Genomic DNA, 23,356 nt, shown 5'->3' on the forward strand with positions numbered 1-23,356 from the left:
GGGGCGGTGCCCGCCATGAGCGAATATGACTTCATCATCGTGGGGGCGGGATCGGCCGGCTGCGTGCTGGCCAACCGGCTGAGCGAGAACGGCCGGCACACGGTGTTGATGCTGGAGGCGGGGGGCAGCGATCTGAATTTCTGGATCTGGATGCCGATCGGCTATGGCAAGACCTTTTACCGGCCCAGCGTCAACTGGATGTACCATACCGAACCCGATGCAGCGCTGAACGGGCGGGTTAGCTATTGGCCGCGCGGCAAGGTGCTGGGCGGGTCAAGCTCGATCAACGCGATGGTCTATGTCCGGGGACAGGCGCAGGATTTCGACGAGTGGCAGGCGATGGGCAATCCGGGTTGGGGCTGGGCGGATGTGCTGCCCTATTTCCGGCGGTCCGAGACCAACGACCGGGGTGGCGACGCCTTTCGCGGCGACAATGGCCCGCTGCATGTGGCGACCATGGATCGCGACCTGCACCCGCTCTGCCGGGATTTCATCGCGGCGGGCGGAGAGCTTCAATTTCCGCACAACCGCGATTTCAACGGGGCCACGCAAGAGGGGGTGGGCACCTATCAGAATACCGCCAAGGGGGGCATGCGGATGTCGGCGGCGCGGGCCTATCTGCGCCCCGTTTTGCGACGCGCGAACCTGCGTGTCGAGACGGGGGCGATGGCCGAACGGGTGCTGTTCGAGGGCAGGCAGGCGGTGGGTGTATCCTATCGCCGGAACGGGCAGGTAAAGACCGCGCGGGCCCGGCGCGAAGTGATCCTGTCGGGCGGCGCGATCAACTCGCCGCAATTGCTGCAACTCTCCGGCATCGGCCCCGCCCACCTGTTGCGGGGCACGGGCATAGAGGTCGTGCATGCGCTGGACGGGGTGGGGCGGAACTTGCAGGATCATCTCTGTATCGACCATCTCTACCGCTCGCGCGTGCCGACGCTGAACACCCAGCTGCACCCTTGGTATGGCAAGCTGTGGCACGGGCTGCGCTATGTGCTGACCCGGCGCGGGCCGCTGTCGCTGGGCGTCAACCAGGCGGGCGGGTTCGTGCGCTCGCGCCCCGGCCTGGATCGTCCGAACATGCAGCTGTTCTTCTCCCCGGTCAGCTATACCAAGGCGCCGCCGGGCAAGCGGCCGCTGATGAACCCCGATCCGTTCCCCGGCTTCCTGCTCAGCGCCCAGCCGACCCGGCCCACCAGCCGGGGGCATCTGGAGATCCGCTCCTCGGACCCGAAAGAGCCACCGGCGATCCACCCCAATTACCTCTCCACCGACAACGACATGCAGGAGATGCTCGAAGGTACGCGGCTGTTGCGGCGGCTGGCCGAGGCCCCGGCGCTTGCCCGGCTGATCGAGGCCGAGATGCTGCCCGGTACGGACATTTGTTCCGATGAGGAACTGATCGCCGACATCCGGCAGCGGGCCGGAACCGTGTTCCACCCGGTCAGCACCTGCCGGATGGGGCCGGACGCGGCGCGGGATGTGGTGGATGCGCGCCTGCGGGTGCATGGCATCGGCGGGTTGCGGGTGGTCGATGCCTCGATCTTTCCCACACTGACCTCGGGCAATACCAACGCCCCGGCGATCATGGTGGGCGAAAAGGGTGCCGACATGATCCTTCAGGACTGCGGGGCAGGCGGGTAGGCTTCGCCTTCCGTTTAATAAATGATAATTTGTTTGGCCTCAAATCGCCGACTTCTTATAGTTGCGCCATGCATCTGAAGCTGCGCCACCTCGAGGTTTTCCATGCCGTCATGGAAGAAGGGTCCGTCTCCAAAGCCGCCGACCGGCTTCACCTGACCCAGCCCGCCATCAGCATCGCGCTCTCGCGGCTCGAGGATATGCTGGGCTTTCCGCTGTTTCACCGATCCAAGGGCCATTTCGCACCGCGCCCCGAGGCCTATCTGCTGCATATGGATGCGGAACTGTCGATCCTTGCGGTCGAGCAGTTTGCCAACCGGGCGCGCCTGATCAGGCAGGGTGGGGCGGGGCTGTTGCGGATCGGGGCGCTGGGCGCCTCGGCCTTTGGCCTCTTGCCGCAGCTGGTGGCCCGCTACACCGCCGAAAACCCAAAGGTCGAGATCGACCTGCGGGTGCGCAGTTCAACCCAGATCGCGTATCTGGTCAGCAACGGACAGTGTGACATAGGCCTGGTCGAGGCGCCGGTTGCCGCGCCGTCGCTGGAGGTGGAGCCGTTTTCCCTGCCCTGCGTCTGTATCTTTCCTGCAGGTTCGTCGCTGGCGGCCAAGGACTGTATCACTCCCGGCGACCTGGTGGATCAGCGTCTGATCGGCATTCAGGACAGCAACCAGGTCGACCGGCAGTTGCGCGCGGTCTGTGCCGAGGCCGGTTTCGAGATAGCCGCGCCTGTGCATGGGTTCTTCTTTGCGGTGGTCCGCCGGATGGTGGCCGAGGGCGCCGGGGTCGCGATTGTCGATGCGCTGAACGGCTGTCTGCACTTGCAAGATGGCGTTTGCTGGCGGCCTTTTGTGCCCGAGATCACCTATGACACCGCCCTGATTGTCAAGGCGGGGGCAGAGCTTTCGGTACCCGCCAAGGCCTTTATCCAGCTGATCCGCGACGAGATGGCGGCACGGGCGGTATTGCCGGTCAGGGATACGGTATAAGCCGGGTAAATCGCTCGTTTCCAATTCGGAATTTCACCTGCCGGCCCATTGCGCCCAAACTGCCTTGTGAGACTTCGATGAGGCACTCCAGTGCAGGACCAGACAGTACCGAGATCGGCCATGGATGCGCTGCTGGCGCCGCTAAGCATCGCCCTTGTCGGGGTGTCCGACAGGCCCGATTCCTATGGCCATGCGTTGGATCGGATGCTGAGCGGCGGTGGGTTCTCCGGCCCCATCCTGCGGGTCAATCCTCGGCTTGCGGCACAGTCGGGCGGGCGGATCGCCGCCGCGCTGGCCGATCTCCCGGAAGTGCCAGAACATGTGGTCCTGTCGCTGGCAACCGAACGGGTAGAGGCCGCTGTTGACGCCGCTCTGGCCACGGGCACGCGGGCGTTGACCCTGTTTTCGGAATGTCCCGATCCAGAGATGCGCCGCCGCATCGGCGACCGGGTCCGTGCGGCTGGCGCCGCGCTCTGCGGACCCAACAGCATGGGGTTTCACAACCTGACCCATGGTCTGCGGGTAACGCCCTTTCCGGTGCCGCTGGACCTGAAACCAGGCGGTATCGGGTTGATTGCGCAATCGGGCTCGATCCTGGGGGCGTTGATGAACAACGACCGGCGGCTGCGGTTTTCGCAGGCGGTCAGCACCGGCTCCGAGACGGTGACCACAGCCGCGGACTACCTGCGCTGGATGGTCGACCAGCCGGAAACCCGCGTGGTCGGCCTGTTCCTCGAAACCGTGCGCGACCCGGAGGGGTTTGTCGCCGCGATGGAGGAGGCGGCCGCCCGCGACATTGCGGTGGTGATCCTCAAGGTTGGGCGCTCGGCCCTGAGTGCGCGCATGGCGATCTCGCATACGGGCGCGCTGGTGGGCGACGATGCCCTGTTCCGCGCGCTGGTGCGGCGGCTGGGCGGGCATATGGCGGAAACGGTCGACGAGATGGCGGCGATGCTGGCGCTGTTTGCGCAAGGCAGGCGGGCCAGTGCTCCGGGTATTGCCTCGATCCACGATTCCGGCGGCGAGCGCGAACTGATGGCGGACTTGGCTGAGGATCATGGCCTGTCATACGCCTCGCTTGCCCCCCAGACCCGAGCCCGCATTCAGTCGGTGCTGGAGCCGGGGATTGCCGCCGACAATCCACTGGATGCGTGGGGGACGGGGCAGGGCGCGCAAGAGACCTATACCCGGTCCGTTGCCGCCATGATGGCCGATCCCGGCGTTGGCACCGGGCTTTACGTGCTCAACTGGCGCGGCAATTACTACCTGCACGAAATGCACGGTCGGGCGCTTGCCGATGCCTACCGGCAGACCGATAAGCCGCTTGCTGCCGTCTCGAACTTCTCGGGCAGCGACGACCGCGCCATCGCCGCGCATTTCGCCGATCTGGGTATTCCCCTGCTCAGCGGGATGCAGAACGCGATGGCGGCGGTGCGCGCGTTGCACGATCATGGCCCTGTCGCGCGGTTTCGTCCGCCCGCCATGCCGCACCCGCGTGCGGCGGCATGGCGCGCCAGGCTTGCCGGTCGCGACTGGATCGGCGAGGCCGAGGGATACGCGCTGTTCGCCGATTATGGCATCGCTTGCCCGCCGCATGTGCTGGCCGCGTCTCGGGATGAGGCGTTGCAGGCCGCCCAGCGGATCGGTGGCAGCGTCGTTCTGAAAACCACCCAAAGGGGCCTGTCACACAAGTCCGATCTGGCTGGGGTGCAGACAGGGCTGGCAACGCCCGACGCGGTCGCCGCCGCTTATGAGGATCTGGCGGAGCGGTTCGACGGGCCGGTGCTGGTGGCGCGGATGGTCGACCCCGGCATGGAGTGGTCGCTGGGGGCGGTCAACGATCCCGATTTCGGCCCGGCCATGCGGATCGCACCGGGCGGTCTGTTCGTGGATCTCCTCGGAGAGGACATTCTGCTTATGGCGCCGTTCACGCCCGATGAGGCCGTGACCGCCATTGCCGGTCTGCGCGCCGCAAGGCCTTTGTCGGGGTACCGGGGACAGCCGGCTCTGGCGGTCACCGCGCTTGGCGAGGCCGCCGCCGCCCTGTCGCGTATGGCCTGGGACTTGCGTGACACGCTTGACGAGATCGAGAGCAACCCGGTCATCGTCGGAACCCGGTCCGCAACCGCCGTCGATGCGGTCCTTCGCCTTCGGTCGTCGTGACGTTCGGCTCAAGGCCCCCGCTCTTCCCACCCGGCCGCGAAATGCGCCACTATCGGACCCGGGCGGCCAAGACTTTTAAGTAAAAGTCTTGGCAAAAGTCTGAAATCAGACTTTTGTTCCGCCAGGCCCGCGCGTCGGGTGACACAAGATCGGGAGAGAGTTCATGAAACTGCTGCGCCATGGGGCACCGGGGGCCGAGAAGCCCGGACTTCTGGATGCCAAGGGCAACATTCGCGACCTGTCGGATCATGTCGACGATATCACCGGCGACGTGCTGGGCGATGCCGCGCTTGACCGGCTGCGGGCGCTTGATCCGGCCTCGCTGCCGCTCGTATCCGGCACCACCCGGCTGGGCTCCTGTGTCGGTGGCATTGGCAAGTTCCTCTGCATCGGCCTCAATTACCACGATCACGCGGCCGAGATCGGTGCCGATATCCCGGCCCATCCAATCCTGTTCCTCAAGGCCAATTCCGCCATTGTCGGCCCGAATGACGATGTGGTGATCCCGCGCGGCTCGACCAGCACCGACTGGGAGGTCGAGCTGGGTGTGGTGATCGGCAAGACCGCGAAATATGTCACCGAGGCCGAGGCGCTGGATCATGTGGCGGGCTATTGCATCGTCAACGATGTCAGCGAGCGGCAGTTCCAGACCGCGCTCAGCGGGCAATGGACCAAGGGCAAGTCCTGCGACACCTTCGGCCCCACCGGCCCCTGGCTGGTGACCCGGGACGAGGTGCCGGACCCGCAGGCGCTGGGCCTCTCGCTGGAGGTGAACGGCAAGCGGATGCAGACCGGCACCACCGGCACCATGATCTTTGGCGTGGCGCAGATCATCGCGCATCTGAGCCAGCTGTTCACTCTGCATCCGGGCGACGTGATCTCGACCGGCACGCCGCCCGGTGTCGGTATGGGGATGAAACCTGCGCCGGTTTACCTCAAGCCGGGCGATGTAATGGAACTCGGTATCGACGGGCTGGGCCAGCAGCGCCAGACAGTGCGGGCCGACGACTGAACCGGGACTGGCTCAGGCCTTGCGCGAGAACGGGTCGGGCGGTGTGTTGAGCCGCAGATGCCGCATGAAGGCGCGGGCGGGCCTTGTCATCGGCCGGGTCTCGGACACAAGGAAATAGCTACGATACTCCAGCTCCGAGGCAAATGGCACAAAGGCCAAATCTCCGGCGCGGTAATGGTAGATCGGAAAGGGGTTGATCACGGTCAGCCCCAAACCCTCCCTTGCCAGGTCGGCGGCGGCGAAAGAGGTCGACACCTCGGCCACGATGCGCGGCGTGGCGCGGGCCTGATGCAGCAGCCGTTCCAGTTGCCCGCGCCGTACATGGCGGCGGGTCAGAGCGATCATGTTCTGCCCGTGCAGATCGGCCGGCCCGACCCGATCACGCGTTGCCAGCGGGTGATCCGTTGGCATGGCACAGACCGCGCCCGACACCCGATAGGGCATGGTCTTGACCCCTGCGCGGCTTTGCTCGACCCCGCTGATGCCCAGGTCAAAGCGGTCGTCCAGAATGCCGCGTGTCACCTCGTCCGAGGTATTGACCTCGAAACTGACAAAAAACGCGGGGTTCATTTCAAGAAAGCTGCTGATCTGCGCCACAAGGAACCGGTGCGCATAAGAGGGCGGGGCGATCAGGCGCAGGGTTTCGCGCACCGGTTCGGTTTGCCCGTCGATCCGATCGAGGGCTTCGAACAGTGGGTCAAGGCGCAGGTTCAGCCGCACCGCGTCTTGTGTCGGACGCAGCCGGCCCGCCTCGCGTTCGAACAGCGGCGTGCCAAGCCTGTTTTCAAGGCTGGCGACCGAGCGGCTGACTGCCGATTGCGACAGGCCCAGCTGATGCGCGGCCCCGGTGGTGGTGCCGGTCTGCATCAGCGCGCGCAGGGCGAAGTACTCGGGTAGCGAATGCCATGTCTTGGGCTTGGCCATGGGGCGGTCTCATATTTAGACTAGCTCTATGAGGTTAGCTCATACATTTTTTACTCTGCCATGCAAATTTCTTCTCCTATCATCTGGTCAACCGCCAACGGGGGAGGCTCACCATGCCGGCAACGCATCCGGCGATCATCGACGGGCATAACGATGTCCTGCTCAAGCTGTATCGCGCGGGCGGGGTGGCGCAGGCGGGCACCTTCCTGACCGGGCGCGACGGCGCAATTGACCTGCCCAAGGCGCAGGCGGGCGGCTTTGGTGGCGGTTTCTTTGCCGTCTACGTGCCTTCGCCGATGGATCGCGAAGCCCGCGATGCCGAGATGACCAATGCCAGCTATGACCTGCCTCTGCCCGAACCGATCGACTGGGAGGACGCGCTGCCGGTGGTGCTGAGCCAGGCCGCGATTCTGTTCGAGCTGGAGCGTCAGGGCGCCTTGAGCGTCTGCCGCAACGTGGCCGAGATGCGCGCGGCGCTGGCGGCGGGCCGGATCGCAGCCATCTTTCACATCGAAGGGGCCGAGGGGATCGACCCCGATCTGCATATGCTGGACGTGCTGCACGCGGCCGGGCTGCGCTCGCTGGGGCCGGTCTGGAGCCGCAACACGATCTTTGGCCATGGCGTGCCGTTCCGCTTCCCCTCGGGGCCGGATATCGGGCCGGGACTGACCGATCACGGCATCCGGCTGGTGCGGCGATGCAATCAACTGGGTATCCTGATCGACCTGTCGCACATGAATGCGGCAGGGTTCTGGGATGTTGCACGCCATTCGGACAAACCGCTGGTGGCGACCCATTCCAATGCCCATGCGCTCTGTCCTATCTCGCGCAACCTGACAGATGATCAGCTGCGCGCGATTGCCGAAAGCGACGGGATGGTGGGACTGAATTTCGCAGTGGCCTTTCTGCGCGAAGACGGGCGCAAGCTGAGCGATGTACCGATCGAGACCATGTTGCGCCATCTCGATCACATGATGGGTATCCTGGGCGAGGACCGGGTGGGCCTCGGCTCGGATTACGACGGTGCCATCGTGCCCGAGGCGCTGACCACGGCGGCCGACCTGCCGGTTCTACGTCAGGCCATGGCCGACCATGGCTATGGCGCGGCGCTGATCGACAAGCTCTGCCGTGACAACTGGCTGCGCGTGCTGGAACGCACCTGGGGCGCATGACCGCGGCAAGAATTGACCAAGACCAAGACAACAGGAGAGGAAAAGACAAAATGAATGCTTTGAACCGACTTCTATCGACCGCCGTGCTGGGCGCGGCCGTCGTGATGACCGCTCCGGTGCCGATGGCACAGGCCGAGACGCCGCCCAATATGCTGGTGATTGCGAACCGGATCGACGATATCACCACGCTGGATCCGGCCGAGAGCTTTGAATTCGCGGGCTCGGATGTCAGCCGCAATGTCTATATGAAACTGGTCAATTTCGATCCGATGAACCTGAAGGCGGGTTATCAGCCCGAGATCGCCGAAAGCTGGACGGTGAGCGAGGACAAGCGCTCGATCACCTTTACCATCCGCGAGGGACTGAAGTTCCATTCCGGCAACCCGGTGCGCGCCGAGGATGTGGAGTTTTCGTTGCAACGGGCGGTGATCCTGAACAAGACGCCCGCATTCATCCTGACCCAGTTCGGCTTTACCGCCGAAAACGTGGCCGAGACCATCAAGGCCGAGGGCAACACGGTCACCATCACCACCGACAAGCCCTATGCGACCTCGTTCGTGCTCAACTGTCTGACAGCGACCATCGGCGGCATTGTCGACAAGGAAGTCGTCATGGCGAACGAGCAGGATGGCGACATGGGCAATACCTGGCTCAAGACCAACACCGCCGGGTCGGGCGCCTACAAGCTGGTCAGCTGGAAGCCGAATGAAAGCGTGACCATCCAGTCGAACCCCGATTATTACCGCGGTGCCCCGGCAATGGAGCGCGTGATCGTGCGCCACGTGCAGGAAAGCGCCAGCCAGCGTCTGCTGCTGGAGCGTGGCGATATCGACATCGCCCGCAACCTCAACCCCGAGGATATCGCGGGCGTTCGCGATGCCGACGGCGTCAAGGTCGAAGAAGAGCTGAAGGGGCGGCTGATGTATGTCTCGCTCAGCCAGAAACACCCCGAATTGTCCAAACCGCAGGTGCGCCAGGCCTTCAAGTACCTGATCGACTACGAAGGGATGAAGAACAGCTTCCTCAGCGGTCAGTACACGATCCACCAGAACTTCCTGCCGCAGACCTATCTGGGTGCCTCGGATGCCGCGCCGTTCACCTATGACGTGGAAAAGGCCAAGGCGCTCTTGGCCGAGGCGGGTATCCCCGAAGGTATGGAGATCGAGGTCGGCGTGCGCGAGGCGCAGGAACGCATTGAGATCGCCCAGTCGCTGCAGAACTCGCTGGGGCAGGTGGGGATCAAGATGAACATCACCATCGGTACGGCCAAGCAGATCCTTGGACGCTACCGCGCGCGGGAACTGGACGTCTATCTGGGCGCCTGGGGACCGGATTATCCCGATCCGCACACCAATGCAGGCACCTTCGCCTATAACCCGGACAATTCCGACGCGGCCCAGGCTACCGGCCTCTTGGCATGGCGCAACAGCTGGGACACCGGCGGGCTGACCGAAAAGACCGCCGCAGCGGTGATCGAGAACGATCGCGACATCCGCGCCAAGATGTATGACGAGATCCAGGCCGAGTTCCGCGAAACCTCGCCCTTTGTCGTCATGTTCCAGCAGATCGAGCAATCGGCGCAGCGCGACAACGTGATGAACTTCTCGACCGGGCAGGCCATCACCTCGGCGTCCTACTGGCAAGTCACCAAGTAAATGGCGCTGACGGAAAACACTCGCGAGAGGCGCGTTCGCGCGTCTCTCGCCCCTTGGTTGAAGGGGGTCCTGGTGGCATTGGGGTCGGTCTCGATCACCATGCTGGGGCTACTCTTTGTCACCTTCGTTATCGGTCGGGTCATGCCGATCGACCCGGTGCTGGCGATCGTGGGCGAACGGGCCAGCCAATCCACCTATGACGCGGTCTACGAGCAGCTTGGCCTCGACAAACCGCTATTGGTGCAGTTTCTCTATTACCTCTGGGACGTGCTGCATGGCGACTTCGGCATGTCGTTGCTGAACGCGCGCCCGGTCTCCGAGGATATCGCCCGCGTCTTTCCCGCCACGCTGGAACTGGCCACGCTGGGCACGCTGATCGGCGTGTTGCTGGGCGTGCCGCTGGGCGTCATCGCTGCCGTGCGCCGGGGCAGCTGGATCGACCAGATCGCCCGCGTTGTCGCGCTGGTGGGCTATTCGATGCCGATCTTCTGGCTGGGCCTGATGGGTCTGCTGGTGTTTTACGGCGTGCTGGGCTGGGTCGGCGGGCCGGGGCGGCTCGATATCTTTTACCAGGACATCGTGCCCTCGCGTACCGGCATGATCCTGATCGACAGTGCCATCGCCGGCGACTGGGGCGTGTTCCGCAACGCCTTTTCCCATATCATCCTGCCTGCGACCCTGCTGGGCTATTACTCGCTGGCCTATATCAGCCGCATGACGCGATCCTTCATGCTGGAGCAGTTGTCGGCGGAATACATCACCACCGCCCGCGTCAAGGGCATGTCCGAGCGGCAGGTGATCTGGGGTCATGCCTTTCGCAACATCCGCGTGCAGTTGATCACGGTGATCGCGCTGAGCTATGCCAACCTGCTCGAAGGGTCGGTGCTGACCGAGATCATCTTCAGCTGGCCCGGGATCGGCAGCTATATCACCACCGCGCTCCTCAGCGCCGACATGAACGCCGTTCTGGGCGGAACCGTCGTGGTGGGGCTGATCTTCATCTGTCTCAATCTCTTTTCCGACCTGCTCTACCGGGTCTTCGATCCGAGGGCGAAATGAGCGAAACACTCACCTTGCGGCAATGGCTCTTGACCGACGAGCCGACCTCGCGCCGTCATGCGCGGCTGGCCAGCCTTTACAAGGGCTGGCTGACCCTGCGCGGCAATACCATGGCGATGTTCGGGCTGGGCATTCTGGTGGCACTGGTCCTGATGGCGCTGTTTGCGCCCTTTCTGGCACCGCATGATCCCTATGTGCAGAACCTGGGCAACCGGTTGCAGCCGCTGGGCAGCCCCGGCCACCCGTTCGGCACCGACAGCCTGGGCCGCGATATCCTGAGCCGCTTGATCTATGGCAGCCGCATCACCCTTTATATCGTGGCGCTGGTCGCCTTGATCGCGCCTGTGGCGGGGCTGTTGGTGGGCACCGTGGCGGGCTATGTCGGCGGCTGGGTCGATGTGATCCTGATGCGGGTCACCGACATCTTTCTGGCCTTTCCCCGGCTGGTTCTGGCGCTGGCCTTTGTGGCGGCGCTGGGCGCGGGGATCGAAAACGCGGTGCTGGCGATTTCACTGACCGCCTGGCCGCCCTATGCGCGCATGGCGCGGGCCGAGACACTGACCATCCGCGCCTCGGACTATATCAGCGCGGTGCGCCTGCAGGGGGCAAGCCCGGTGCGGATCATCACCAAGCATATCTGGCCGCTTTGCATCTCGTCGCTGATCGTGCGGGTGACGCTGGACATGGCGGGGATCATCCTTGCCGCCGCTGGTCTGGGCTTTCTCGGTCTGGGCGCGCAGCCACCCAGCCCGGAATGGGGCGCGATGATCTCCGAGGGGCGCCGCTTCATCCTCGATCACTGGTGGGTGGCCACCATGCCGGGGTTGGCGATCTTTACCGTCAGCCTTGCGTTCAACCTGCTGGGCGATGGGTTGCGCGATGTGCTCGACCCCAAGGAGGGCAGTCAATGAGCCTCTTGGACGTGGAAAACCTGTGGGTCAAGTTCCCCACCCGTCAGGGCGTGGTCGAGGCGGTGCGCGGCATATCCTTCTCGCTGGGGCGCGAGCGGCTGGGCATCGTGGGCGAAAGCGGCTCGGGCAAGTCGATGACCGGCCGCGCCATCCTGCGCCTGATCCGCCCGCCGGGGATGATCGAGGCCGACCGGATCGCGCTGGAAGGGCAGAACCTGCTGGATCTCAGCGAAAAGGACATGCGCGCGGTGCGCGGTGAACGCATCTCGATGGTGATGCAGGACCCCAAGTTCTCGCTGAACCCGGTGATGCGCGTGGGCGATCAGATCATGGAGGCCTATCTGCTGCACAACAAGGTGGGCAAGGCCGAGGCGCGCAAACGCTCGCTGGAGATGCTGGATGCGGTGTCGATCCGCGACCCTGAACGGGTGATGCGGGCCTATCCGCACGAGGTTTCGGGCGGCATGGGCCAGCGCATCATGATCGCGATGATGCTGATCCCCAACCCGCAGATCCTGATCGCGGACGAACCGACCTCGGCGCTGGACGTGTCGGTGCAGCGGCAGGTGCTGAACATCATGGACGATCTGGTGAAACAGCGCGGCATGGGGCTGATCTTCATCAGTCACGACCTCAATCTGGTGTCCGAATTCTGCGACCGGGTGCTGATCATGTATGCGGGCCGCATCGTCGAGGTTTGCGACGCCGACAAGCTGCATCAGGCGACGCATCCCTATACGCGGGGTCTGCTGAATTCGTTACCGCGATTGGACCAGCCGCGCGCCAAGCTGGAGGTGCTGAGCCGCGATCCCGCCTGGTCCGAGGCGCCAAGCGTCGGAGGCCGGGCATGAGCATGATCGAGATCGAGGGGCTGAACGTTTGGTTCGGCCATGGCCCCGACCGGGTCGACGCGGTGCGCGGCGCCAGTTTCTCGGTGGCGCGCGGCGAGAGCTTTGGCCTGGTGGGGGAAAGTGGCTCGGGCAAGTCCACCATCCTGCGGGCGATCACCGGGCTGGCGCCCGACTGGTCGGGCCGGGTCGATATCGACGGTCAGGCACTGGCGGGCGGCAAGCGTGACCGTGCCTTCTTCCGCAAGGTGCAGATGGTGTTTCAGGACCCCTATGCCTCGCTGCATCCGCGCCATTCGGTGGATCAGGTCCTGTCGGAAACCCTGCATCTGCACGGCATCCCCGATATCGACGCCCGCGTGCGGCGTCTGCTGGACGATGTCGGGCTGGGCGGGCGGTTCCGCTTTCGCTATCCGCACCAGCTCTCGGGCGGTCAGCGGCAGCGGGTGGCGATTGCCCGCGCGTTGGCGGGCGAGCCCGAGATCCTGCTCTTGGACGAGCCGACTTCGGCGCTGGATGTCTCGGTTCAGGCCGAGATCCTCAATCTGCTCACCGATCTGCGCGAGGAACACAAGCTGACCTATCTGATGGTCAGTCACGATCTGGCGGTGATCGGTCACATGTGTGACCGGCTGGCGGTGATGAAGGATGGCGAGATCGTCGAGGTGATGGGGGTCGAGGCCCTGCGCGCGATGCGGGCCGAGCATGCCTATACCCGAGACCTGCTGGCGGCCTCGGTCGCGCCGGGCGCGCAACCGGTTTGACCGGTCGGGACACGAAAAGAACGCGTCAGGTCTGGCTTGAACCCTTCGTATCCGTGTCTTGATAAATGATTATATTTCAACGGCAAGGCCGATCATCTTCATGCTCTTGCTGAACATTGCGGCGCGATGCCTTCATCGCGCCGCGATCCGTTTGGAGACTGCCCAACCTGCGGTTCACTGCCCAAAAAACGGGCATCGGCTTCAGTCCCAAAAAATGTAGCATTCTACTGCAGTGAAAAATATTTGACAGAAAGTAAAGTTTTCGGAACACTCATGGCAGGCCCGGAAGCGCGCGATTGTTTCGAGAAGTCGTTGCAAATGATACCGGCCCAACAGGGAGAATGATGAAAATGAAGAAAATTACGACTGCGCTCGCCACCGGCGTTGTGGCGCTCTCTCCGCTGGCTGCGATGGCCGACAGCAGCGACCCGATCGTGATTCCGATCCATAACTGGTCCTCTCAGATCGTTATGTCGAACGTTGTGGGCCAGATCTTCGAAGAGATGGGCAACTCGGTCGAATATGTCACCACCGACAGCCAGGCGGTCTATGAATCGGTGCGCCTGGGCGATGTGACGCTGGAGTTGGAAGTGTGGGAAGGGGCCTTTGGTGCCTCGTTCCGCGCCGCGCTGGAAAAGGGCGGGATTGTCGATGTGGGCGACCATGATGCCGTCACCCGCGAGGATTGGTGGTACCCGATGTGGACCAAGGATGCCTGCCCGGGTCTGCCTGACTGGAAGGCGCTGAATGACTGCGCCGCGGTGTTCGCCACCGCCGAGACCGGCGACAAGGGCCGCTATCTGGACGGTCCGGTCGACTGGCTCAAGCATGGCAAGGAGCGGGTCGAGGCCCTCGGCATGAACTTCGAGGTGATCAACGCCGGATCCGCCGCAGCACTCTGGGCCGAGATCGGCGCCGCCGAGGCTGACAAGCGCCCGGTGGTGGTGTTCAACTGGACCCCGAACTTTGCCGAAGCGGTCTGGCCCGGCGAGTTCGTCGAGTTCCCCGAATGGGTGGATGGCTGCGACAAGGACCCTGCGGTCGGCCCCAACCCGGATGCGCTTTATGACTGTGGCAACCCCGCCAACGGTTACCTGAAGAAAGCCGCATGGGAGGGGATGGAGGCCAAATGGCCCGATGCCTACGCGGTTCTGACCCGTATCTCCTTCACCAATCCGCAGATCGCCGAGATGGCCAAGCTGGTCGATATCGACGAGATGGAACCCGACGAGGCCGCCGAGGCCTGGCTGGAAGCCAACGAGGATATCTGGCGCCCCTGGCTGGATGGCTGAGCCGTTCACCTGAGAACGACAGACCATCGCGCTTGTCCGGCACTTGCGGTCGGACAAGCCATTTCTCTTGAAAGGTGAGGTTCATGGGCAGTCCTGTCATTTCGGCCAGGAATGTGTGGAAGATATTCGGCAAGGATCCGGTTGGTTACCTGAAGACGCTGCAACCGGGCCGGTCGTTCGACGATATTCGCGCCGACGGCTATATCGCTGGGGTGCGGGATGTCTCGCTGGATGTGGCGCGGGGCGAGATGCTGGTGATCATGGGCCTTTCGGGCTCGGGCAAGTCGACGCTGGTGCGCTGTTTCTCGCGCCTGCACGAAATCACCGGCGGCAGTATCGAGGTTGATGGCCAGATCATCGGGGATCTGAGCGAGAAGGACCTGATCGAGCTGCGCCGCAACAAGATGGGCATGGTGTTCCAGTCCTTTGGCCTGTTGCCGCATCGCACGGTGCTGGACAATGTGGCCTTTCCGCTGGAAATGCGCGGGCAGGACCGGCACACACGGCGCAAGCGCGCGCTTGAGGTGATCGAACTGGTTGGCCTTGCCGGGCGCGAGGATTATTTCCCGCGCGAGCTGAGCGGCGGCCAGCAGCAGCGCGTCGGGATTGCCCGCAGCCTGGCGATCGAACCCGATATCTGGTTCCTGGACGAGCCGTTTTCGGCGCTGGACCCGCTGATCCGGCGCGAGATGCAGGACGAGTTCCTGCGGCTTCAGGCGATGCTGGGCAAGACCATCGTCTTTATTACCCATGATTTCGACGAGGCGCTGCGCCTGGCCGACCGGATCGCCATCATGAAGGACGGCGCGGTCGAACAATGCGACACGCCCGATCAGATCGTGATGAACCCGACCACCGACTATGTCGCCAAGTTCACCGAAGAGATCGACAAGGCCCGTGTGGTGCATGCCGGTGTTCTGGCGCGCGCGGGGGTCGCGGGCGAGGGCCAGCCGGTCGAGGCCGGGGCAACCGTGCAGCAGCTGGCGCGCCTGCTGGTCAACGACAGCCGCGACCTGATCCCGGTTGCCGACAAGGGGCAGGTGATCGGTGCGCTCGACCGTCAGGGCGCGCTCGACATCCTGTTGAAGGCAAGCTGATGAGCGCAACCACGACCGAGACGACAGGGACAGCCCCGGCGCTGCCGCGCAAGACGCTGGGTCTGGCCATGATCGGGGTGGCGGTGGCAATGACGCTGCTGCACTATGCCGGGCTGTTGCCCGCATGGCTGCACCGTCTGCCTGAAGCGATCATTCCGCCCTTTGCAACCTGGCTTGACGCCATTTTCAACTTCATCAAGGACGATCTGGGCCTGCTGGCGCTGACCCGTCTGCTGACCGACGGGCTCGAGGTGGTGCTGGACGCCACTGCCAACCTGCTGTTCGGCAAGCGGCGCTGGCCCAATATCGGCCCCATCCCCTGGAGCGCGATTGCCGCCATGGCGGCGGTGGTTGGCTATTACCTGGGCGGCTGGCGCATGGCGCTGCTGGCGGGGGGCACCTTTGTCTGGACCGCGATGATCGGGCAATGGGACATCGCCATGCAGACCATGTCGGTGCTGGTCGTTGCGGCGCCGCTGGCCTTTGCCATCGGGTTGGTGCTGGGCATCTCGGCCTGGAAATCGCCCAGCTTTGACGCGGTGCTGCGCCCGGTGCTGGCGGTGTTGCAGACGCTGCCGTTCTTCACCTACCTCTTGCCGGCGGTGATCTTCTTCAAGGTGGGGCCAACGGCGGGGGCGGTGGCGACCACCGTCTATGCGATCCCGCCGATGATCCTGATGACCACGCTGGGCCTGCAAAAGGTCAGCCCCGAAGTGGTCGAGGCCGGCAAGATGAGCGGCTGCACGCGCTGGCAGATGCTGCGCCATGTCTATATCCCCGCCGCCCGGACCGAGATCCTGGTGGGCGTCAACCAGGTCATCATGCTGTGCCTTGCGATGGTGGTCCTGACCGCCTTTATCGGCATGCCGGGGCTGGGGGCCAAGCTGCTGGCGATGATGGGCAGTTTCAAGATTGGCCGCTCGTTCGAGATCGGGGTGACCATCGTGCTGCTGGCGGTGACGCTGGACCGCATGTCCAAGGCCTGGGTGGTCAAGCTGCCCGAACATTTCGAGCGCGGAACCCCGTTCTGGATCCGGCACAAGTTCCTGCTGATGGCGATCGGCGCCTTTGTCGGCTTTACCCTGATCGCGCAATTTGTGCCGATCCTGTCCGAGGTCGGGCGCAAGCAATCCTGGTCGCAGGGCAAGGAGATCGACACGCTGATCAAGAGTTTTCTGGCCATTGACCTGGTGCAGGCGATCACCAATTCGATACGCTATGTGCTGAATATCTGGGTGCTGAACCCATTGCGTGATTTCATGCTCAGCATTCCGACGGTGGCCTTTGTTCTGCTGGTCTCGGCGGCCGCATTGCTGGTGGCGGGACGGCGCGAGGCGGTGCTGGCGGCGGTATTCTTTGGCCTCGTCGCGCTGACCGGCTGGTGGGACCGTTCGGTGATCACGCTTTATTCGGTGCTGGCGGCCGTCAGTATCGCGCTGCTGTTGGGCGTGCCCATCGGCATCGTTGCCGCGCGCAAGGAAAAGACGGCCAATGCGGTGCTGCTGGCCTGTGATACGGCGCAGACCTTTCCCAGCTTCATCTACCTGATTCCGGCGATCATGCTGTTCGGCATCACCGCGACCTCGGTCGTGATGTCGATCCTGATCTTCTCGATGGTGCCCTTGGTGCGCTACACGATCGAGGGGCTGCGCAATGTGCCCGACGAGATGACCGAGGCCGCCGACATGTCGGGCGCCACCCGGATGCAGAAACTGTGGAATGTGCAGCTGCCGCTGGCGCTGCCGACCATGGCGGTGGGGTTCAATCAGGCGATCATGTTCGCGTTCTTCATGGTGATCATTGCCGCTTTCATCGGCACCCAGGACCTGGGGCAGGAACTGCAACGCACCCTGGCGGGGACCGATCTGGGCAAGAACTTTGTCCTGGGCATCTGCGTGACGCTGATGGCGCTGACCTTTGACATGGTCATCATGAAATGGGCCGATGACAAGAAGGCGCGGCTGGGTCTGAACTGATCGGGCCGAAGCCTTGAGCGTGGTCCCGCGGCAAGACGGGGAGAACAGAATCGAACCTGCCGCGGGAGTGTCGCCGGTACGGATGCGCCGAACGGGCGAGTGTGGCAACCTCTGCGGGCAAACAGAGGTGCCGGAATGTCCGGGGCGGTTTTCGAGCCCGCCCCGAACATGTCAGTTGCGCAGATACGCCTCCATGCTGTCGTCCAGCGCGTCTTTCCACGGGGTGTGATGGACCGGGGCGAGCGTGCCGGTGATCACCGAGGTATAGCTGTTGTTGCGGAAGGCCATGATGTCTTCGCCCTTGTGTTTCTTCCATTGGAAGAAGGCCTCGCAAGCGCCGTCGATGTCAAAGCTGGGATAGTCGGTTTCGGCCACCAGTTCCTTGACGTAATCGGCCTGATAGCGGATCGCGTATTTCACGTCGTCGCTGGCCTCTTCGCGGGTTTCCCGCTCAGTCACGTCTGCCAGCATTTGTTCCTTGGTGACATTGGACAGGTCGATCTTGCCCATGATCGCGTCGCGCACCCACCAGGCCTGGGCATCGAACATGTTGAAGGTGAACCACTGGTCCTGCATGCCCAGATAGAACATCTTGGGGTTATGGACATAGACCACGCCCTTGTAGAGATCGGCGGTGGCCAGACGGTTGGCGGTCTTCAGGCGCAGATCGTCGGGCAGGAAGTTGAAGAAATGCTTGTAGCCGGTGCACAGGATGATCGCGTCCACCTCGCGCGAGGTGCCGTCCGAGAAGAACACGGTGTTCTTGTCGACCTTGACCAGCGCGGGCTTTTCTTCCCAGTTGTCGGGCCATTTGAAGCCCATGGGCGCCGAGCGATAGCATGAGGTGATCGACTTGGCGCCGTATTTCCAGCATTGCGAGCCGATATCCTCGGCCGAGTAGGAGGACCCGACGACCAGAATGTCCTTGCCCGCGAATTCGCGCGCGTCGCGGAAGTCATGGGCATGCACCAGCCGGCCGTTGAAGGTCTCGAATCCCTCGTAATGGGGCACGTTCGGGGTCGAGAAATGGCCCGAGGCACAGATCACATGATCGAATTCCTCGGAATAGACATGGTCCTTGGTGTGGTCATGCACGGTGACCTTGAACAGGCCGGTCTCGTCATTGTAGTCGATCCAGCGCACGGCGGTGTTGAACCGGATCCAGTCGCGTACATTGGCCTTCAGCACCCGGCCCTCGATATAGTCGAACAGCACGGCGCGAGGGGGGTAGGAGGCGATCTGCTTGCCGAAATGCTCTTCGAACGAATAGTCGGCGAATTCCAGACCTTCCTTGGGGCCGTTCGACCACAGGTAGCGATACATCGAGCAATGGACCGGCTCGCCGTTTTCATCCAGCCCGGTGCGCCAGGTGTAATTCCACAGCCCGCCCCAGTTGTCCTGTTTCTCGAAACAGACGATCTCGGGGATCTCCTCGCCCTTGGCGGCGGCGGATTGAAAGGCGCGCAATTGCGCCAGGCCGGACGGTCCCGCGCCGATGATCGCCACTCGTTTGCTGGTCATGTCGGTCTCCCTGATAAGTTGGATCAATTGGTTCTTTTTGGTCTGAACCAGATGTTGCTTTTCACGGACCAGTCTGTCAACGATTTTTCACCGCAGGGATAAAATTTCCCCTCTGATAAAGGCGAACTCCTTTTGACATTGCGCGGCGGAGTGGTAGAAATTGGTATGCTATCCTCCAGTTTCGCACATCGCATGGCGGTCACGTCTCTCTTCCCGCAGGACCGGGTGGGGATGAGCGAGCCGATCAAGATCGGGTTTCTGGCGCCCCTGACCGGGCCGGTCAGCTCCTGGGGGCTGCCGGGCCTGCATGGCTGCCGGTTATGGGAGGACTGGCTGAACCGGGCGGGCGGCATCCTGGTCGGCGGGCGCCGCTATCCGGTCAGCATCGTGCCCTTCGACTGCGGTTACGACCCCGAGCGCGCGATGGAGGGCGCGCGGCACCTTGTCCATACGGAACAGGTGAAATTGCTGATGATGCTGGGGGGCGATACCTTTACCCCGCTGCGCGGCTTTCTGACCGAGAACAAGGTGCTGACCTCGACCCTGTTGCCCAGCGACCTGTCCCCCGATACCCGCTATCTGATCGCGCCGTCCGAGGTGCACCCGATCTATAACGTGACCGGGGTCGACTGGCTGGCGCGCAACCGGCCCCAGCTGCGCCGGGTTGCCATGTGCAGCCAGAAGGACGCGCTGGGCCTGCCCTCGATCGCCACCTATCGCGCCGCCTTCGAGGCCGCAGGCGTGCCGGTGGTGAAAGAGGTGCAATATGACCCCGAGATGACCGATGTCGCCGCCATCGTGCAGCCGATGCTGGATGCCCAGCCCGATGTGCTGTGCTGGTGCACCAGTTACACGCCAATGGTGCATGCGATGACGGAATATGCCCATGCCAAGGGGTTTTCCGGGCAAATCCTGTCCTGCACGCTGGACAATTACCAGCGTCTGGTCGCGCGCACCTCGACCGAGTTCATGGAAGGCGCGCTGTTCCAGTTTCCCGATTTCGACGACCCGAAACTGGCGCGCAAGGCGTTCTTCTTCAACCGGCCCAGCACCTTCTTCAAGGAATACAACGCCCGCTATCCCGGCAACTGGAGCGCGGTGAGCTGGGAATATGTCGCCATCCTGGATATCTGGCATGCCGCAGTCGAAAAGGTCGCCTCGGTCCACCCGGTCTCGGTGCTGGCCACGATGAAACAGATGGACCCCGTCACCCATGCCTTTGGTCCGGCGCGCTGGTGGGGCGAAAGCATCTTTGGCATCGACCACGCGCTGGTGGGCGACTGGCCGGTGGTCCGCATTCAGGAGGGCCGCGCGCGCATCGTCGAATTCGGCTCGATCCCGGCCTGGCTCGACAAGCACGAGGACATGCTGCGCCGCCATATGCAGGCGGCGGGCCAGATGTGGCAGCAAAGGCTGGAAACCGGCGAGGCGCAGACCGGCCTGACCACCCGCGATCTGGTGGACTAGGCTCAGGATGAATGGATCCTGAGCCTAAGGCGCCCGCGGCGCGCTCAGCCCTCGTGCAGGAACAGTTTCTGCTCTTCGACCAGATGCAGCTTGGTGATTTCGACCGCCGCCTCGACATCGCGGGTGGCGATGGCGTTGAACAGCGAGTTGAAGCGGGTCTGGTAATTCTGGATGCGGTCCGGGGTCAGATGCTTGCGCATCAGAGCGGTGCGAAAGCTCTGGCGGCAAACCTCGATGGTCAGCTCATAGCAGGATTCCAGCAGCGGATTGCGGGTCGAGCGCGCGATCCGGCGATAGAAATCCTCTTCGCAGCGGGTGAATTCGGCCTGATCGGCGCGCACGGATTCGATCCGGGCCACCGTCTGCGCCAGCTCGTCCAGCTCCTTGGGTGTCATGTTCATCACCGCCAGCCGGATCATCTCGGGCTCGATGATCGAGCGCACGATCAGATGGTCCAGCGGGCTGGTGCGTTCGCCGACCGAGCCGGGGGCGGGGGTGTCCTTGCTGTCCAGCTGATAGGTCACGAAACTGCCGCTGCCCTGGCGGCGGCGGATCATGTCGCGGTTTTCCAGCACATCCAGCGCCTCGCGCACCGTATTGCGCGACACGCCCAGTTCGGCGGCCAGCGCCCGTTCGCTTGGCAGGCGCGAATCCGGCGGATACTCGCCCGAGCTGATGCGCGCGAACAGCGTATCCGCCACAATGCGGACGGTTTCGCCGATGGATTGGCCGATCGGCATCTCTGCCTTGAGTGTCTGGTTCATATGGCCCTCGTTGCGGCGCGCGTGCTGCTCTTTGCCTGCCCCATGTTAGGGCATTCGCCCGGCCAATCACAAGCGCGGCGGCGCAAAGCAAAAGGCCCCGGCACATGCCGGGGCCTTGTCGGTGTCTCAGCGATCAGGCGCGCGGGATGCTGTCAGCATGGGTATGCACATCCGGTTCCAGATCCCAGATCTTCTTGTCCAGCCCGTCGATCTGGTCATGCTCGTCCACCCGCAGGCCAACGGTCTTGTCCAGGATGACCGACAGGATCAGCGCGGTGACAACCCCGGCGCCGATGCAGACCGCGATCCCCACCAGCTGCATCCCCAGCGAGATCTGGCCATGCTGGAAGGCATAGGCGCCCTCTTCAAAGCCCAGATAGCCACCACGCGGCGTACCCGCCTTGAACACGCCCAGCAGGATCATGCCAAAGGTGCCGCAGCCCAGGAACAGCGGGAACAGCTTGTGCTCGTCAATGCCGCGCTTGAGCGTGAACTCGTAGACCGCATAGGCGATGAAGGGTGCGGCCAGACCGATCAGGAAGGCCTGCCAGGGCAGGTAGACGTCAAAGCCCGATGCACCCGCCACGTAACCGGCAAGCGGCCCCAGCAGCGTATAGGCATAATTGCCCGAGCGATAGGCCAGGATCAGCCCGGTTACCGCGCCGCCGGCCCAGACCAGCGCATAGTTGTTCAGCGCGATACCGACGCTGGTATCGGCCATGGTCACACTTACGGCCAGTGCTTCGGGATCAAAGAAGAACAGGCAGGACATGATCACCATCGGCAGGCCGGCAAAGATCAGCAGCAGACCCGGTGCGCACAGCCCGATGCTGGGCGCCAGATAGGCCGAGACGCGGGCATGCGGCTCCATCATGCCGGGGCGCGCGCCCAGCTTCGGGGTAAAGATCAGCGCCATGCCGGCCGGGAACAGATAGACGAAGCCGACGCCAAAGAAGTCGTGGAACCCCGCATTGGTCAGCGGTCCGACCGACCCCCAGGTGGCCCAGCTCAGCACCGAGGACACCACTGCGGCAACCACGCAGGTGATGTAATAGGCCGAGGCCTTCATCCGTTCCGAGACCGAGAAATGCAGCAGGATGTTGATGATCCCGGCAAAGACGGCGAGGAAGAAGACGAAGATCTGGAACGTGTTCAGCCCCGGAAACAGCGCCGGGTCCACGTGATGGGCCAGCGAGTTGGTCATGCCGCCACCCAGCCACCAGTCCTTGATCGAATCCGTCATGGTGGCATCGACCATGATGTAATACTGCGCCGCCCAGATGCCGAAGCCGATCACGTAATAGGTGGCAAAGCCCAGGAAGAAGCCCAGCGTCTTCTCAATGGTCGAGTTGAACAGGTTCTTGCGCCGGGCGGTGCCCGCGTCGATCAGCAGCAGACCGACCACGACCAGAATGGCCCCGACCGTGCCCGAGGCATAGAGCAGGTTCTGCACCAGTGAATTCAGAGTGACCTGTTCTGCATGTATTGCGCTTATGTCCAGTGACATCTTGTTTTCCCTCTTGGTTCTCAGTTGGCTCCGGCCTTGCTTTACCGGGTGTGGCTGGCGTTTCAGGGGACCAATCGGGCGACCAGTGCCAGCGTCTTGTGGGCCAATTCAGACCAGAACTGCGATCTGAGCGGCGGTGCGGCGATGATGGATCAAAATTGGCACTTTTCAAACATCTTTTTTACCCAAGGGAAAGATTTTTGCCCCTTTGTATCTTGTTGGGATTGCTGAGTTGCCTGCAAAGAAACCAAAAAGAACCAATTGTGCGAAAAACAGACGGTTCCGGTTCTGAGTTGGGCGCGAACCCTTGCCACAGCGCTGTCAGAGCGGGTGAACCGATGCAGAAAGGGGCCAATTTCATATTGACTGTCAGGAAAATAAATTGAGTATAGAGAATATTGCATGCGGTGGTATGTCGTGTGCCGCAGGAGGTTTTGACAGATGTCGCTGGATGATGCGGGCGTATGGAAGAGTGGACGTGGTCGTGGACGTCGATTGCCGAAGGGTCGTGTTTATAGTGATGAGGCGTTGGCGGATGTTCGTGCTTTGCTGGGGGATCGTCCTCGGCGGCGGGATTTGCTGATCGAGTTTCTGCATCTC

General features: G+C 63.2%; 19 protein-coding genes. 14 read left to right on the top strand and 5 right to left on the bottom strand.

Features of this window, described 5'->3' with window-relative positions:
• The first annotated feature begins 15 nt into the window (after positions 1-15).
• The 4 genes from AC2FNA_RS14795 to AC2FNA_RS14810 all read left to right on the top strand — a co-directional run bounded on the left by AC2FNA_RS14795 (position 16) and on the right by AC2FNA_RS14810 (position 5,799).
• On the top strand, positions 16-1,641 hold the full coding sequence (locus AC2FNA_RS14795) for a GMC family oxidoreductase (RefSeq protein ID WP_496827782.1): 1,626 nt from the start codon (positions 16-18) through the stop codon (positions 1,639-1,641).
• A 68-nt stretch (positions 1,642-1,709) separates the two neighbouring features.
• Positions 1,710-2,624 carry a LysR family transcriptional regulator gene (locus AC2FNA_RS14800; RefSeq protein ID WP_496827784.1) on the top strand — a complete coding sequence of 305 codons (915 nt, stop codon included), beginning with the start codon at positions 1,710-1,712 and terminating at the stop codon, positions 2,622-2,624.
• Positions 2,625-2,714: 90 nt separating this feature from the next.
• The gene (locus AC2FNA_RS14805; RefSeq protein ID WP_496827786.1) at positions 2,715-4,787 is read left to right on the top strand and encodes an acetate--CoA ligase family protein; all 2,073 of its coding nucleotides are present in this window, start codon (positions 2,715-2,717) and stop codon (positions 4,785-4,787) included.
• 163 nt (positions 4,788-4,950) lie between these two features.
• The gene (locus AC2FNA_RS14810; protein WP_496827788.1) at positions 4,951-5,799 is read left to right on the top strand and encodes a fumarylacetoacetate hydrolase family protein; all 849 of its coding nucleotides are present in this window, start codon (positions 4,951-4,953) and stop codon (positions 5,797-5,799) included.
• A gap of 12 nt (positions 5,800-5,811) precedes the next feature.
• Here AC2FNA_RS14810 and AC2FNA_RS14815 read toward each other — a convergent pair whose 3' ends face one another.
• Positions 5,812-6,723 carry a LysR substrate-binding domain-containing protein gene (locus AC2FNA_RS14815; protein ID WP_496827790.1) on the bottom strand — a complete coding sequence of 304 codons (912 nt, stop codon included), beginning with the start codon at positions 6,721-6,723 and terminating at the stop codon, positions 5,812-5,814.
• Between the two features lie 113 nt (positions 6,724-6,836).
• Here AC2FNA_RS14815 and AC2FNA_RS14820 point away from each other — a divergent pair, with 113 nt between their 5' ends.
• From AC2FNA_RS14820 to AC2FNA_RS14860, 9 genes are all read left to right on the top strand, one after another.
• The gene (locus tag AC2FNA_RS14820) at positions 6,837-7,895 is read left to right on the top strand and encodes a dipeptidase (RefSeq protein ID WP_496827792.1); all 1,059 of its coding nucleotides are present in this window, start codon (positions 6,837-6,839) and stop codon (positions 7,893-7,895) included.
• 50 nt (positions 7,896-7,945) lie between these two features.
• A complete protein-coding gene (locus AC2FNA_RS14825) occupies positions 7,946-9,550 on the top strand; it encodes an ABC transporter substrate-binding protein (RefSeq protein WP_234145532.1) in 1,605 nt (534 codons plus the stop codon).
• On the top strand, positions 9,551-10,609 hold the full coding sequence (locus tag AC2FNA_RS14830; RefSeq protein ID WP_234145533.1) for an ABC transporter permease: 1,059 nt from the start codon (positions 9,551-9,553) through the stop codon (positions 10,607-10,609).
• Positions 10,606-11,520: a nickel transporter permease gene (gene nikC / locus AC2FNA_RS14835; RefSeq protein ID WP_234138033.1), complete on the top strand. Its 915-nt coding sequence runs from the start codon at positions 10,606-10,608 to the stop codon at positions 11,518-11,520. The genes AC2FNA_RS14830 and nikC overlap by 4 nt, the downstream gene beginning before the upstream one ends.
• Positions 11,517-12,371 carry an ABC transporter ATP-binding protein gene (locus AC2FNA_RS14840; RefSeq protein WP_234138038.1) on the top strand — a complete coding sequence of 285 codons (855 nt, stop codon included), beginning with the start codon at positions 11,517-11,519 and terminating at the stop codon, positions 12,369-12,371. Before nikC ends, AC2FNA_RS14840 begins: the two co-directional genes overlap by 4 nt.
• On the top strand, positions 12,368-13,132 hold the full coding sequence (locus AC2FNA_RS14845) for an ABC transporter ATP-binding protein (RefSeq protein ID WP_234145534.1): 765 nt from the start codon (positions 12,368-12,370) through the stop codon (positions 13,130-13,132). Before AC2FNA_RS14840 ends, AC2FNA_RS14845 begins: the two co-directional genes overlap by 4 nt.
• 350 nt (positions 13,133-13,482) lie before the next feature.
• Positions 13,483-14,424, top strand: coding sequence for an ABC transporter substrate-binding protein (locus tag AC2FNA_RS14850; RefSeq protein ID WP_496827793.1), 942 nt, complete (start codon positions 13,483-13,485; stop codon positions 14,422-14,424).
• Positions 14,425-14,507: 83 nt separating this feature from the next.
• The gene (locus AC2FNA_RS14855; protein WP_496827794.1) at positions 14,508-15,521 is read left to right on the top strand and encodes a quaternary amine ABC transporter ATP-binding protein; all 1,014 of its coding nucleotides are present in this window, start codon (positions 14,508-14,510) and stop codon (positions 15,519-15,521) included.
• Positions 15,521-17,497, top strand: coding sequence for an ABC transporter permease (locus AC2FNA_RS14860; RefSeq protein ID WP_496827796.1), 1,977 nt, complete (start codon positions 15,521-15,523; stop codon positions 17,495-17,497). Before AC2FNA_RS14855 ends, AC2FNA_RS14860 begins: the two co-directional genes overlap by 1 nt.
• Positions 17,498-17,668: 171 nt before the next feature.
• On the opposite strand, the gene AC2FNA_RS14865 is transcribed toward AC2FNA_RS14860, so the two are convergent.
• Positions 17,669-19,018, bottom strand: coding sequence for a trimethylamine monooxygenase (locus AC2FNA_RS14865; RefSeq protein ID WP_496827798.1), 1,350 nt, complete (start codon positions 19,016-19,018; stop codon positions 17,669-17,671).
• Positions 19,019-19,183: 165 nt separating this feature from the next.
• Here AC2FNA_RS14865 and AC2FNA_RS14870 point away from each other — a divergent pair, with 165 nt between their 5' ends.
• Positions 19,184-20,485: an ABC transporter substrate-binding protein gene (locus tag AC2FNA_RS14870; protein ID WP_496827800.1), complete on the top strand. Its 1,302-nt coding sequence runs from the start codon at positions 19,184-19,186 to the stop codon at positions 20,483-20,485.
• Between the two features lie 44 nt (positions 20,486-20,529).
• Here the strand turns inward: AC2FNA_RS14870 and AC2FNA_RS14875 are convergent, their stop codons facing one another.
• The 3 genes from AC2FNA_RS14875 to AC2FNA_RS14885 form a co-directional block, all read right to left on the bottom strand.
• Positions 20,530-21,249, bottom strand: coding sequence for a FadR/GntR family transcriptional regulator (locus AC2FNA_RS14875; RefSeq protein WP_234138067.1), 720 nt, complete (start codon positions 21,247-21,249; stop codon positions 20,530-20,532).
• Positions 21,250-21,382: 133 nt separating this feature from the next.
• Positions 21,383-22,756 (bottom strand): ammonium transporter, encoded by a 1,374-nt coding sequence (locus tag AC2FNA_RS14880; protein WP_496827802.1) that lies wholly within the window; start codon positions 22,754-22,756, stop codon positions 21,383-21,385.
• A gap of 152 nt (positions 22,757-22,908) precedes the next feature.
• Positions 22,909-23,160 (bottom strand): hypothetical protein, encoded by a 252-nt coding sequence (locus AC2FNA_RS14885; protein WP_496827804.1) that lies wholly within the window; start codon positions 23,158-23,160, stop codon positions 22,909-22,911.
• Positions 23,161-23,356: the final 196 nt, after the last annotated feature.

The organism is Ruegeria sp. YKSD163 (assembly GCF_059612905.1).

Coding starts and splice junctions, on each gene's coding strand:
- AC2FNA_RS14860 (WP_496827796.1), top strand. CDS start 15,521: ATGAGCGCAACCACGACCGAGACGACAGGGACAGCCCCGGCGCTGCCG.
- AC2FNA_RS14840 (WP_234138038.1), top strand. CDS start 11,517: ATGAGCCTCTTGGACGTGGAAAACCTGTGGGTCAAGTTCCCCACCCGT.
- AC2FNA_RS14795 (WP_496827782.1), top strand. CDS start 16: ATGAGCGAATATGACTTCATCATCGTGGGGGCGGGATCGGCCGGCTGC.
- nikC (WP_234138033.1), top strand. CDS start 10,606: ATGAGCGAAACACTCACCTTGCGGCAATGGCTCTTGACCGACGAGCCG.
- AC2FNA_RS14820 (WP_496827792.1), top strand. CDS start 6,837: ATGCCGGCAACGCATCCGGCGATCATCGACGGGCATAACGATGTCCTG.
- AC2FNA_RS14845 (WP_234145534.1), top strand. CDS start 12,368: ATGAGCATGATCGAGATCGAGGGGCTGAACGTTTGGTTCGGCCATGGC.
- AC2FNA_RS14885 (WP_496827804.1), bottom strand. CDS start 23,160: ATGCAATATTCTCTATACTCAATTTATTTTCCTGACAGTCAATATGAA.
- AC2FNA_RS14855 (WP_496827794.1), top strand. CDS start 14,508: ATGGGCAGTCCTGTCATTTCGGCCAGGAATGTGTGGAAGATATTCGGC.
- AC2FNA_RS14875 (WP_234138067.1), bottom strand. CDS start 21,249: ATGAACCAGACACTCAAGGCAGAGATGCCGATCGGCCAATCCATCGGC.
- AC2FNA_RS14870 (WP_496827800.1), top strand. CDS start 19,184: ATGCTATCCTCCAGTTTCGCACATCGCATGGCGGTCACGTCTCTCTTC.
- AC2FNA_RS14810 (WP_496827788.1), top strand. CDS start 4,951: ATGAAACTGCTGCGCCATGGGGCACCGGGGGCCGAGAAGCCCGGACTT.
- AC2FNA_RS14880 (WP_496827802.1), bottom strand. CDS start 22,756: ATGTCACTGGACATAAGCGCAATACATGCAGAACAGGTCACTCTGAAT.
- AC2FNA_RS14815 (WP_496827790.1), bottom strand. CDS start 6,723: ATGGCCAAGCCCAAGACATGGCATTCGCTACCCGAGTACTTCGCCCTG.
- AC2FNA_RS14830 (WP_234145533.1), top strand. CDS start 9,551: ATGGCGCTGACGGAAAACACTCGCGAGAGGCGCGTTCGCGCGTCTCTC.
- AC2FNA_RS14865 (WP_496827798.1), bottom strand. CDS start 19,018: ATGACCAGCAAACGAGTGGCGATCATCGGCGCGGGACCGTCCGGCCTG.
- AC2FNA_RS14850 (WP_496827793.1), top strand. CDS start 13,483: ATGAAGAAAATTACGACTGCGCTCGCCACCGGCGTTGTGGCGCTCTCT.
- AC2FNA_RS14825 (WP_234145532.1), top strand. CDS start 7,946: ATGAATGCTTTGAACCGACTTCTATCGACCGCCGTGCTGGGCGCGGCC.
- AC2FNA_RS14800 (WP_496827784.1), top strand. CDS start 1,710: ATGCATCTGAAGCTGCGCCACCTCGAGGTTTTCCATGCCGTCATGGAA.